Genomic DNA, 12900 nt, shown 5'->3' with positions numbered 1-12900 from the left:
ATGATGAGCCTCCAATAGAACTCAATACTGTCTATAGTACTTCATATAGACTCAGTTGCCAATATCTATAAAACTTTGGCCTTGACCTGACGACTTCCAAGATTAGTATGAATAACCTGAGTTCGGGATAAGAAAATCTTGAGAGAGGCACCTCCTTTTTCGCGTAAGATTCTGTTTAGCAAACTAATCTGAAGGGAATCGGGATGCGCTCATGGACAGTTTAACCGAACTTTTTTGTCTGATCGACGATTTTTGCCGGGTGTTTGAGCCGCCATGGAAACGCCATCTGTTAGCGAGCGGGGCGAAACGGCGCCAGCGGCCCAGCACCTTGAGTCTATCGGAGTTAATGACGCTGTCCATTCTGTTTCATCAGTTGCGCATCCGCCAGCTCAAGTCCTCCTACCTGGGCTATGTCTGCCGCCATCTGCGCGCCGAATTTCCCAGACTCCCCAGTTATCCCCGTTGCGTCGAATTCCTGCCCCGCTGCGTGGTGCCGCTGGCCGCCTTGTTCATATTGTTCAAGGGCGAATGTGACGGGATTTCTATTGCCGATGCCACCGCGTTAGCGGTCTGCGATAACCGGCGCATTCGGCGCCACCAGGTCTTCCAGGGCTTGCTCAGCGCGGCAAGACCTCGATGGGCTTGGTTCTATGGCTTGAAGCTCCATGCGATCATCAATTCGAAAGGCCAGCTGATCGGCCTCAAACTGACACCCGGCAATGTCGACGATCGTAAGCCCATGCCGGAGTTATGCCAAGGGCTCTTCGGCCAGCTGTTCGCCGACAAAGGCTATCTGAGCAAAGAGCTGACTGAAACCCTGGCCGGGCTGGGGATCCAGCTCATTACCCCACTCAGAAAGAATATGAAACCTGTGCCCCGCACCGACTTTGAAAAAGCCATCCTGCGCCGACGCGCTTTGATCGAGACGGTCTTTGACGAATTGAAAAACTTGTGTCAGATTGAACACACCCGCCATCGTTCGGTGGGCAACTTCGTCGTTAACCTGATGTCTGGCATCATCGCTTACTGCCTGTGCGATAACAAACCCACGCTCTCATTACTTAAAGTGAATCTGGTACCTCAGACATAATGGCTTATCCCGAACTCAGGTTAATTAGGATTGGAACTATAGCCTAAGCCTATTGCCATATGGTTATGAAGCTTGCTTACAGAAGCATTAGCATAGGCAGTGTCGCCCGCCGCATCAATAGCACGGTAGGAGCCTATCTCAGTAGGAACCTCGGTCTGGCAAGAGACCTCTAAAACTGAAACGATTGTTGAAGAAGTATACAGTATGGGATTAGCGATAAAAGACGATGGCTGGCGGCTTTCGGATGCCTTATGGGGGCGGATGGAGCCTTTGTTGCCGCCCCGTAAGTCCCATCATTTGGGCTGCCACAATCCTCGCGTTCCGGATCGGCAGGCGATGAACGCGATCTTGTTCGTGCTGCGCACCGGCTGCCCATGGAATGCGCTAAACGCCACCGGCCTCTGTTCCAGCAGCTCGGCGCATCGGCGCTTTCTGGAATGGACCTAGGCCGGCGTCTTTTAAGCCTTCTGGCAGGAAGGGCTATTGGCCTATGACGGACTGAAAGGAGTGGATTGATCGTGGTTGTCTCTGGATGGAGCGATGAGCAAACCCCCGCTCGCGGAGGCGGAAAAAAGTCGGGCGCAATCCCACCGATCGCGGCAAGCAAGGCGTCAAGCGAAACCTATTGACCGACGCGGCGGGACTGCTGGTCAGTGAGGTGATTGACGGCGCGAACCGGAATGACATGAAGTTGACGCGTGCCACCGGGGCGGCGATTGTTATCCCGCGCCCCGAACCGACACCTGAGCCACCGAAAAACCGCTGCCAGGACAAAGGCTACGACTATGAGGAAATTCGCGAGTTGGCGGAGGCGTTCGGTTATACGGCGCCTATCCGGGGTACGCGGTGAAGAAGCGCAGTCCCTCAAGCGCGAGGCCGACTTTAAGGCACGGCGTTGGATCGTGGAGCGCACCCCCAACGGGATGAATCGGTTTCGCCGGATCCTAATCCGCGGGGAGAAACATGCGGCGTCTTATTTGTCCATGCTCCACTTAGCCTGCGGCCTCATCACCTGGCGCTTCGGAGCTATTGGGATAGGCTCTTAGTGCAATGACGTACAACTATTAACGATCTGATAATTAAAAACAGTTGTAATGGGAGGATTTGTGCCATGATATCCAATACTTTTCGTATCGCTGCCGCCTTTATTTTGTTTGCAAGCCTCATCATCTCGGCGTATGCCACTCCATTAGAAGTAACTGAATCAGCTATAAAAAATTGCCAATTTCTAGGCATTATTGACGGATTTTCCGGATATGGAAAGCATTTGGAATGGAAGCCGCTTGCCAAAGTCAATGCCATCCGGAAAGCCGGTGCCTTAAGGGCTACCGATATTGTCTATACGAATTTCAGAACGATTGGGGGATGGAACGGAGAAGCCGAAGCCCGGGTTTACACGTGCCGCTAACCGTTGTTTTTCAATAAGGAAAATTTCATTTAACTCACTTCAATTCAATTCACTAAACAACCACCGGCTAGAAGCCGGTGGGTTTGCGTTACAGACTGAAAGTCCGGATAAGCGTCGGCTAAACGACGCGTCTTCACCGGGCTTCATCTTAAAAATCGTCATTGGGATTAGGCACCCATGTGATACTCCAAATACGGTTTAATCATCCTTTCCGTCATTTCACTAACGATTGAACAGAAAATAATACTGTGCCCAATTTTGTTACCGTCACAAAATGATATTCAATCTGGCAAACCGTATGGCTTCCGTATCTGTAATCCATCTCACACCTCCTTGTGCTCTATTTTCGCAGCTAAAGCTGACCGGCTAAAGCCGGTGGTTTAAACCTTGTGATGGAAAATCAGAACGAAACGACGATATCGGCTCCAAACAACAGTTGATGATCTTTATTGCCTGCATCGTAATTGTCTATTCCGTCCGCCCAGTCGTAACGAATTTCTGGTCTGACCGCTACCCATTTGACCGGCTTCCAGTTCAAGCCTGCGGATACAGTGTAATAACTGGCAGGGCCGCTGGCCAGTTTGGCGCATCCGGGGCACATCTGGCCGACGCGAACGCCATCGTCATCGCGAAACCATTCGGCTCTGAGGCCAATGCCCAGGGTATCGGACAGGTCGTAACGAGTTTGCGTCTGCACCCCGTACCATTCGGCGGTGCGAAAATTGTTCAGCGGATGCTGCTGTTCGATGCCGTGGTCATGCTGCAGGACATAATGCCAGCGTTCGGTAAAATCGTGCTGGAGCACAAAACTGTAAAATGTACGATTGTCTCTTTTCTCGAAGCCGTTTTGCAACCGGAAATCCTCCAGCGCGCTGTCGCTGTTTACGTCGCCGGTAATGACGGACATCGCAAGCCGGGTTGCCTGATCTTTTGAATTCCAGAAGAGGCCGCCCAGAAAATTCCAGATGTTCAGGTTCTCATCGAAACCATCCCAGCCGCCGTTGCCGTCCAATACTCCGTTCAGGGAAGTGTGTCCGCCGGTGACTGCACCTGCGACCACGCTGAACTGATCGGAGAAAGGATAAGTCAGGGTCATCCCCAAGTGGGTGAAAGGTTCGCCGTATTGGAAAGTATAAGGATGGGTATAAAAAAAGTTGTCCGGCGACAACCCGGTTTCATACCCCATGATCGTATAAAAGCGCCCGATACGCGCAGTCAGGCCGTTGCCGATGGGCGCTAAGATGTCGAGGTAAGCATTCGGCATCGCGATTTTATAAAAACGCGTGTCGTCGCTGATCAGATCATTGTCCCAGTGGCCTTTTCCGTACGGATTAATCGTATTGAAACGCGCATCACTGCCGTACATAAAAGTGAAGCGTCCTCCAATATCCCAGTCGTTGCCTTTCGTGTCTATATCGCGCGAAAGCTGGACAACCAGTTGATTCAAATTGAATTCATTGGCGCGATCTGCGAAGACCACCGGACCGTTGTAATTATCCTCGGGATCATTGGCATTATAGACAATTCCCATATCCGCCCAGGCGTTCAGATACAATCCGCTGTCTTTGAACCAGGATGACTCGTTGATGAAGGAAAGGCCGTCCAGGAGGCCCTGACGGTCTTCGGCGTAAAGCGTTCCGGGCGCGAACACGATCGGCAAGGCTGCTCCCAAGGTGCGAAATAGATGGAATTTATGGGTCATGCTGAAACCTCTCGAAAACATTGTGAAAAAAATAAATCGTAAAATTTATGCGCAAGCCGGCCTGACTCGCTTGCTACAAGGCCAGCGAGATCGTATGCGGCGAAGATCGGGGAAAATGGCCTGGAAGCGGCCCGTGTCGACTACGAGGGGCGCGCGAGATACGCTCGCCAGCTATTGAAGACGGTTATGTCGCGGGCTTCTTCGGAAGCATAGGCCTCGCAAAGAAAGCCCTGCACCCGAGAACCGTCGTTCAGTTCGACCCAGCCGATACCGAGCGGGGCCGGGATTTCGGCGACAAACTCGCCATAAGCCGTCGTCGGCAGCTTCCAGACTTCGACTTCGATCGAGGCTCCGCCGGCGCGCCTGACTAGTCCGGGACGCTTGCCGTCCGGCAAGGCATACAAGCGGTAAAGAGGTTGCGTCCGGACGGTCCGGATCAGGCGTCCCCCGCGATCGGTCAGCAGATGGTTCAGAGGCATCCCGGAGAGGTGGGCTCCGCAAACAGCGACTTCGGTAAACTCGGGCTTGGAATAGGAAATTGCCGCTTCGAGAGCCGCCGGATACCGGCGGCTGGTTCCCAGTGTGTGCGGCCGCGCGATTTCGCGGCGCCGCGCCAAGGCCAACAATAAGCGATCGGAAAACGCCGGGGCGCACAACGTGATGCCGAACGGCAGGCCGTTGGGACGGAATCCCGCGGGCAAAGCAATCGCGGACAGGTCGAGCAAATTCATGAAGTTGGTGTAATAGCCGAGATCGGTATTGCGTTTGATGGGTTCGGCCTCGACTTCATCGATCCGATAGATCGTACCGGTCGTGGGCGTGAGCAGGACATCCGCCTGTTTCCAAAGACTATCGGCCTGCCGCTTCAAGATCTGAAGCCTGTGAAAGGCTTTCCAGGCATCCGCCATCGATAACTCCGCGCCGGCGGCGATAATTTCCCGGGTAACCGGCCACAAGGCGTCCGGGTCGCGGTCGAGCATCTTCCTGACGACGCCGTAGCGCTCTGCGACCCAAGGGCCGTTATACAGCAGTTTCGCCGCTTCAAGAAAAGGTTCAAAATCGACCGCAACCGCTTCCCCGCCGAGTTCGGAAAGCTCATCGACAGCCTGATAGAACAGGGCCCTGGCGTCCTGATCGCCGAAGAAAGCCAGTTGCCCGGACTCCGGAACGCCGAAACGGAAGGTATCCGGAAAGCCCGGCCACATCGGCCTGGGATCGTCGGGGCGGGCGTAGAGATCGAGCCTGTCGTAAGCCTGAGCGACCTGCAAAACCCGCTCGGCATCCTGGGCGCTCAACGCGAAAATCGAAACGCAATCGAGGCTTTGGCAGGCCGGTACGACGCCCGAAGCACTGAGCAGCCCGCGGCTGGGTTTCACTCCGACGAGATTGTTGAATGCCGCCGGCACGCGGCCGGAGCCGGCGGTATCGGTGCCGAGCGCAAAACTGACCAGGCCTTTGGCAACAGCTACCGCAGAACCCGAGCTTGAGCCACCCGCGATGTAATCGGCATCGAAAGCGTTTCTGCAAATACCGTAGGGCGAACGGGTGCCGACCAGGCCGGTCGCGAACTGGTCGAGATTGGTTTTGCCGATCGGTATCGCGCCCGCCGCAATCAACCGCTGCACCACGAAAGCCGATTTTTCCGGGCGATAGGCAAAGGACGGACAGGCGGCGGTCGTCTCCAAGCCGGCCAGATCGATGTTGTCCTTGATCGCAAATGGAATGCCGTATAACGGCAATTCGTCCGGGCTTTTCCGCTCCAACGCGGCGGCGTAGCCGATCAAATCCTCGCGGGACAGCCGGCTGATCCAGACGCCGTCATTCGGGATGTGTTCGAGGCGTTGCCACAACCTCTCGACGAGCCCGGTCGGCGTCAATAGGCGGTCCATATAGGCTTGCCGCAAGGCTGCCATATCGAGCGCAAGGGGTAATTCGTAAGGGATGGCCATCAGGCGTGCTCCTCGTCCTGCAAAATCAACAAATCCTGGCCGGCCGCAATCGGTCCGCCTTCGCTGCAAAACACTTTCCAGATACGGCCGCTTTGGGGGGCTAGAATGTCGAATTCCATCTTCATCGACTCGACGATGACCAACGGATCGCCTTGATCGACCCATTCGCCCTCCCTGGCCAAAACCTTCCAGACGTTGCCGGCCATGTGACTGGCCACCGGTCTTGCGCCGGCCGGCAAATCCAGTTCGGTATCGGCGGACGCCTGTGCGACCGCATGATCATCCGCGTAACTCAGGCCTGTACGATTCCAGCTTTCGCGTTCGTCGTCGAATGCCGCTTGCTGCCGGCATTTGAAGGAGGCAATCTCGGCAGCGTGCGCGCGCAAGAACTCGTTGTAGCGGCGCAGGCTGAAGGTTTCTTCGCGGATGTCGAGCTTGATTCTGCCCCGGGTCACGTCTTCTCGGTAGCGCAACAGTTCGTCCGCCGTGACCGGAAAGAAGCGGATCTGATCAAAAAACCGCAGCAGCCATGGCTTGCCGTCCTGAAAATCCGCGGTTTGCCGGTAGTGGTTCCACATCGGCACGGTGCGCCCGACAAACTGGTAACCGCCCGGCCCTTCCATACCGTAGACGCATAAATAGGCGCCGCCGATCCCGACCGCATTTTCGGGCGTCCAGGTGCGGGCCGGATTGTACTTGGTCGTGACCAGGCGATGACGGGGATCGATCGGCGTCGCAACCGGCGCGCCGAGATACACATCGCCGAGACCCAGCACCAGGTAACTGGCGTCGAAAAGAATCTCGCGCACCTGCTCGATGCTGTCGAGGCCGTTGATCCGGCGGATGAACTCGATGTTACTCGGGCACCAGGGCGCATCCTTGCGCACCGATTGCATGTATTTTTCGATTGCCAAACGCGTTGATGGATCGTCCCAGGACAAGGGCAAATGCACGATCCGCGAGGGCACTTCCATTTCATCGATCGCCGGCAATTCCGCTTCGGCTTGCGCCAGAATGTCCATCAGCCTGGACAACGGCAATCTGCGGTCGTAATGAATCTGCAGCGAGCGAATGCCCGGCGTCAGATCGACGATCCCGGAAATCCGCTCTGTCCTGAGCCATTCGACCAATGCGTGGATCCGAAACCGCAGATTCAAATCCAGCACCAGAGGACCGTATTCGACCAGAAGATAGCTGTCGCCGGCCTGGCGATAGATGACCGCCAGGCTGGCCGGGGATTCCGGAAGCCGTTTCAGGACACAGTCTTCGCCGACGCGAGTCTCCGTTCTGGCCGGTAACTGCGGCGGCAAGGCCTGCTCCGGCGCCGCGATGAACTGCTCAAGGGACCTATCGAGCGCGGCGGCTTCTTCGCGCGTAAGGCGGTGAAAACGGATCGTGTCGCCGGGCTTGAGCTGGCCGAGCTTCCACAAGTCGGCGCCTACGACCGTCGCCGGGCACACGAAACCGCCGAGGCTCGGGCCGTCCGGCCCCAGGATCACCGGCATGTCACCGGTAAAGTCCACCGTGCCGACCGCATAGGCATTGTCGTGAATGTTCGACGGATGCAGCCCGGCCTCGCCGCCGTCGGGACGCGCCCATTCCGGCTTCGGCCCGATCAGACGGATGCCGGTCCGATTCGAGTTGTAATGTACTTCCCAGGCGGTCGAGAAAAATTGTTCGATGTCCGCCTCGGTAAAAAAATCGGGAGCGCCATGCGGGCCGTACAGCACGCCGATGGTCCAGTCGTTTCGATAATCGGGTATAGCGGCTTTTCGAATCCGCGTTTCCGTCAAGCCGGAACTCTCTTTCCGCACCGCGAGCACATCGCCGACCCGCAAGGCCCGCCCCCCGTGGCCGCCGAACTTGCCGAGCGCGAATGTCGCGCGGCTGCCGAGATACTCGGGCACGTCAAAGCCGTGGCTGACCGCCAGGTAGGTGCGGCAACCCTGGCCGATAATACCGCCTAGTTTCAACGTATCGCCCGCCTTGACCACCACCGGCTGCCAAAAAGGGACCGCTTCGCCGTTCAGTTCGGCACTCATCGCCGCGCCGGTCAGCGCAATCCGGGCATCCAGATTAAATCTGAGCGTCGGACCGTGGATCGTCATTTCGAGCCCAGCCGCATCTTCTGCATTGCCGAGTATCCGGTTGGCCAGACGGAACGCGAAAGGATCCATCGGGCCGGAAGGCGGCACCCCGACATCCCAATACCCCAGGCGTCCCGGATAGTCCTGAATCATGCTTTGGGTGCCCGCCTCCAGCACGTCGATCGTAAGGGCGCAGTAGCGGAATTGATTCAGATACGCGGTCGTTTGCCGGCCGCCGCGGAAGATGGAGTCGGCGACGATTTGCCGCAAATAGGCCAGGTTCGTTTCAATGCCTGCCAGGTGCGTGGCGTCCAGCGCGGTTTCCATCTGCAGAAGCGCGGTGGCGCGCGTATCGCCGTGCACGATGATCTTGGCGAGCAAGGGATCGTAATGCGGCGTCACCAGCAAACCGTTTTCGAGCCAATGATCGACACGGATATGCTGCGGAAGGCGCGTATCGGTTAAAAGGCCCGCTGATGGTTGAAAGTTTTTGTTCGGGTCTTCCGCGTAGACCCGCACCTGCATCGCCGCGCCTTGCGGCCGGTGCCGATAAGTGTCCAGAAAATCCGATTCGCCGGCTGCGAGGCGCAGCATCCACTCGACCAAATCAACGCCGGTCACGGCCTCGGTCACGCCATGTTCAACCTGAAGCCGCGTATTTACCTCCAAGAAATAGCATGCAGATGCGTCTTCGTCATAAACGAACTCCACCGTGCCGGCCGAGCGGTAATTCACGGCGGCGGTCAACGCAAGCGCATGCCGGTAGAGCGAGTCGCGCATCGCCTCCGGCAGATTCGGGGCGGGTGTTTCTTCGATCACTTTTTGGTTCCGTCGCTGCACAGAGCAGTCGCGCTCGCCGAGATGCAGCACGCGGCCCCGGCCGTCGCCAAAGATCTGCACTTCGAGGTGGCGGGCGCGCTGGACGAACTTTTCGAGGTACAAACCGCCGTCCTTGAAGTTGGCAGCGCTGAGCCGCTGCACGATGCCGAACGCATCCTGCAGCTCGTTTTTGTTGCGGCACAGGCGCATGCCTATACCGCCTCCGCCGGCGGTGCTTTTAAGCATGACCGGATAACCGATCACTTCGGCGAGGCTTTCCGCCTGTTCAATGCCGGACAAAAGGTCGGTGCCGGGCAATAGCGGCACTCGATTGGCTTCCGCGAGCGCGCGCGCTGTATGTTTGAGTCCGAACTGCCGGAGCATGTCCGGCGTCGGGCCGATGAACACGACGCCATGAGCCGCGCATTGTTCGGCAAAATCGGCATTTTCGCTCAAAAAACCATAGCCGGGATGGATCGCCTCGGCGCCGGTGGACAGAGCGGCGTCCAATATCCGGTCGGTGCGCAAATAGCTGTCGGCAGGGGCGGACGGACCTATACAGACCGCTTCGTCGGCTTCCTGCACGTGAAGCGCATGCGCATCCGCTTCCGAATAGACAGCAACGCTGCGGATATCGAGCTTTTTTAGCGTGGCGATGATGCGGCAGGCAATTTCGCCGCGGTTGGCGATCAACACCTTGGTAAACATGATTCCTCGTTGGGCGGGCCGTCCCGCCGAAAGATTGCTGCGCGCCGGGCCGTCCCGGTGCGGAAGTATGGCGACTAATCCCAGATCAACAAACGCACCGGCGTCGGATTGTAAGCGTTGCACGGATTATTCAGTTGCGGGCAGTTCGAGATCAACGCGATCACGTCCATTTCGGCGCGCATTTCGACATATTTGCCGGGTGCGGAAATGCCGTCCGCGAACGTCAGCTTGCCGTCTTCGGTAACCGGCACGTTCATGAAGAAATTGATATTGCCGGTCAAATGGCACTTGCTCAGGCCGCAGTCGGCATGCGCAATTGCGTGCAGGAAACTGTCGCGGCAGCTGTGCATGAAACGCTTTTCCAGCGAGTAACGTACGCTGTTGCTTTCGGCCGCGCAGGCGCCGCCCAGGGTATCGTGGCGGCCGCAGGTATCGGCGACGAGGGTCATCAGCACGTTGCCTTCGCTTGAAATCAATTGGGTGCCGGTGCTCAGATAGATGTTGCCCTGGCGGCGGATCGTATCGCTGGCGCTGTAGCGGTCATCGTGATCCGCCGCGCTGTAGAACAGCGTATCGACGGCCTGATTGCCCTCCAGATCGTGAATCCTGAAGGTTTGCCCCTGCTTGATCATGTGCAGCCAGGGTTCGCCCGCGGGCAGAGTGAAATCGTAAACCGCAGCGCGGGGACCGAGTTTGCTTTCGACGATTGCCATGATGGTGTTCCGTGTCAGAGGTAATATCTTTCGGTGTTGCAAAAACCGCGTTGATTTTCCGGACGAAAGTTCCGGCAAAAATCGTCGCTGCCCGCAGGTTCGCTGCGGAATGCCTGCAGCAGCACCGGTTTCGGCGCATAGACGGGACTCGGATCGAGAGGATGGGGACAACTTGACAAAATCACCAGCGTGTTCATCTCGAAGCGCAGTTCCACCTCGCCGCCGGCCGGAGAATGGTTCGACACAAAACGCATGTCGCCCGCTTCGGAGACGGTCACCTTGCTGAAAAAATTGATCGGTGTCACAAGATCGCGCTTGCCGAGTCCCCATTTTTCGAGTTCGATCAGCATACTGTCGCGGCCGTTCCGGTACATCGCATTGCGATGGGTCTGGTAAGGCGCCGCACCGTATTTGGCTTCTACGCCGTGCGCATCCGAGACCCCGCACACGGCATCGTGCCAGCCCACCGTGTCGCCAGTGACGGAACAGAGAACGCGCCCCATGTCCGAGTAGCAGACGAAGCCCCGAGTCAGATAGAAGGTATGCTGGGCTTTCAGTGTGTCGGCCATGTTGTAGCGCTCGGTTTTTTCATCGTAATGTACGAACAGCGCCGAAAGATTCGCACCGCCTTCGAGATCGGTCAGGCGCAGTCTGTTGCCGCGCCGGATCGGAAACGAATGGTGCGCGCCGCCGGGCAGTTGTTCGCTCCATAACACACGTTGAGCGTCAATCGGGGGTAAATTCATCGATGTCTCCATAAAATCAATAAGAAGCGCCGGAGGCTTCGCCGAGACGCTCCAGCCATTCGCGTTGGGTTTGCATCCCCGATGTGGCACGAATGCCGTCGAGAATGTCCTTTTTGAGCCGAAGAAACTCCGGGGATTGTTTCATCTCCTGATCGCGCGGATCGGGCAGCGGAACCGGATGGATGGCTTCGATCCGGCCGGGGCGCGGAGCCATCAGCACGACCCGGTGCGCGAGATAAATCGCTTCCTCGACGTCATGAGTCACGAACAACAGGGTCGTTTTTTCAAGCAGCGAAACGTGCAAGATCAAATCGTGCATCACCTCCCGGGTCTGTGCGTCCAGGGCGCCGAAGGGTTCGTCCATCAGCAAAATTTTCGGTCGCGCCATCAACGCACGGGCGATTGCAACCCGCTGCTGCATGCCGCCGGACAACTGGTTCGGATAGGCGTTCGCGACATGGCTAAGGCCCATCAGTTGAATCAGCGCGTCGGCCCTGCCGGCTGCCGCTTCGACGTCCGCCGAAGTCGAAACGTCGCGGTGCACGCGCAATTGCCGGCAGAATTTGATGTTTTCGAGCACCGTCAACCAGGGATACAGGCTGTAATGCTGGAACACCATCGCGCGGTCGATGCCGGGCCCCTGGATCGGCTGCGCATCGACCGCGACATCGCCCGCGCTCGCCTGTTCCAGGCCGGCGACGATGCGCAGCAGAGTCGATTTGCCGCAGCCGGAGGCGCCGACCAAGGTCACGAATTCGCCGGGCGAAATCTGCAGATTCGCATTCTGTAAGGCGACGAAGTCCAGCCCGTCCGTCGCGAACGATTTGGAGAGGCCGCTGATCGAAATTGCGGGAGTAGTCGTCATGATCATTTCCGGTAGAGCCAGGGAAAGCTTCGCCGATGCAGCCCGCGGAACAGTTGGTCCGTGACCAGTCCGAACAAACCGATCAGGATGATGCCGGCGAAGATTTTGTCGGTTTGCAAAAAACGCTGCGCTTTCAGGACCGCATAGCCAAGCCCCGAATTGGCCGCCACCAGTTCGGCGACGACTAGGTAAGTCCAGGCCCAGCCCATCGTGATCCGCAAGGTATCGAGGATCGCCGGCTTCGCCGACGGCAGGATCACTTTCATGATGATTTCCTCGCGGTCCGCGCCCATCGTCTGCGCGGCTTCGATCTGCTCCATCGGGACGCTACGGATGTTTTCGGCGATCATCAGCACCATCTGAAAGAAGGTGCCGATAAAGATGATTGCGACTTTCGCGCCCTCATCGATGCCGACCCATAACATCACCAGCGGAATGAAAGCCGCGGCCGGCATATAACGGATGAAATCGGTCAGCGGTTCGAAAAAGGCTTTGACCGGCGCATAAGCGCCGATATAGATGCCGAGCGGCAGCGCGATCGCGGCGGATAGCAAAAAGCCGGCCACCACTCGGTACACGCTGATGCCGATATCGCCGATCAAATCGCCCTCGCGAAGCCAATCCCAGGCGCTGATGACCACCAGTGGCGGGGTGGGCAAGAAGACCGCATCCACCGTCCCGGCTGACGACAGCCACCACCAGCCAAAAAACGGCAGCAGCAACCCGGACAGGGCAATGGACCAATAGCTGCGCCGGCTCAGTGAGCCGCGCAGGATCCAGCAAGATCGTCGTGAGGGCCTGATTGCTTTCATC

Annotated in this window: 9 protein-coding genes and 2 pseudogenes; 3 read left to right on the top strand and 8 right to left on the bottom strand. The window is 57.5% G+C overall.

Features of this window, described 5'->3' with window-relative positions; genetic code table 11:
- Window positions 1–211: 211 nt before the first annotated feature.
- From METAL_RS02920 to METAL_RS02905, 3 genes and pseudogenes are all read left to right on the top strand, one after another.
- Window positions 212–1090 (top strand): IS982 family transposase, encoded by an 879-nt coding sequence (locus METAL_RS02920; protein WP_005369466.1) that lies wholly within the window; start codon window positions 212–214, stop codon window positions 1088–1090.
- A gap of 204 nt (window positions 1091–1294) precedes the next feature.
- Window positions 1295–2136, top strand: a pseudogene (locus METAL_RS20375) (IS5 family transposase).
- Between the two features lie 65 nt (window positions 2137–2201).
- Window positions 2202–2498, top strand: coding sequence for a hypothetical protein (locus METAL_RS02905; protein ID WP_005369460.1), 297 nt, complete (start codon window positions 2202–2204; stop codon window positions 2496–2498).
- Window positions 2499–2715: 217 nt separating this feature from the next.
- Here the strand turns inward: METAL_RS02905 and METAL_RS22065 are convergent.
- The 8 genes and pseudogenes from METAL_RS22065 to METAL_RS02870 all read right to left on the bottom strand — a co-directional run.
- Window positions 2716–2820, bottom strand: a pseudogene (locus tag METAL_RS22065) (IS200/IS605 family transposase); the annotation flags it as partial.
- 78 nt (window positions 2821–2898) lie between these two features.
- Window positions 2899–4200 (bottom strand): porin, encoded by a 1302-nt coding sequence (locus tag METAL_RS02900; RefSeq protein ID WP_005369458.1) that lies wholly within the window; start codon window positions 4198–4200, stop codon window positions 2899–2901.
- A 140-nt stretch (window positions 4201–4340) separates the two neighbouring features.
- Entirely contained in the window at window positions 4341–6149 is a 1809-nt protein-coding gene (atzF, locus tag METAL_RS02895; protein WP_005369456.1) for an allophanate hydrolase, read from the bottom strand.
- A complete protein-coding gene (gene uca, locus METAL_RS02890; protein ID WP_005369455.1) occupies window positions 6149–9763 on the bottom strand; it encodes an urea carboxylase in 3615 nt (1204 codons plus the stop codon). The genes atzF and uca overlap by 1 nt, the downstream gene beginning before the upstream one ends.
- 74 nt (window positions 9764–9837) lie before the next feature.
- Window positions 9838–10476 (bottom strand): urea amidolyase associated protein UAAP2, encoded by a 639-nt coding sequence (locus METAL_RS02885; RefSeq protein WP_005369454.1) that lies wholly within the window; start codon window positions 10474–10476, stop codon window positions 9838–9840.
- 14 nt (window positions 10477–10490) lie between these two features.
- The gene (locus METAL_RS02880; RefSeq protein ID WP_005369453.1) at window positions 10491–11222 is read right to left on the bottom strand and encodes an urea amidolyase associated protein UAAP1; all 732 of its coding nucleotides are present in this window, start codon (window positions 11220–11222) and stop codon (window positions 10491–10493) included.
- Window positions 11223–11238: 16 nt separating this feature from the next.
- Window positions 11239–12087, bottom strand: a complete 849-nt coding sequence (locus tag METAL_RS02875) for an ABC transporter ATP-binding protein (RefSeq protein WP_031430703.1) — start codon at window positions 12085–12087, stop codon at window positions 11239–11241.
- 2 nt (window positions 12088–12089) lie between these two features.
- A complete protein-coding gene (locus tag METAL_RS02870; protein WP_005369450.1) occupies window positions 12090–12899 on the bottom strand; it encodes an ABC transporter permease in 810 nt (269 codons plus the stop codon).
- Window position 12900: the final 1 nt, after the last annotated feature.

Origin of the sequence: Methylomicrobium album BG8 (assembly GCF_000214275.2) — a bacterium.
GTDB classification, from domain to species: Bacteria; Pseudomonadota; Gammaproteobacteria; order Methylococcales; family Methylomonadaceae; genus Methylomicrobium; species Methylomicrobium agile.
Note: the sequence above shows the minus strand (reverse complement) of the source record. Positions and strands in the feature narration are given on the sequence as shown.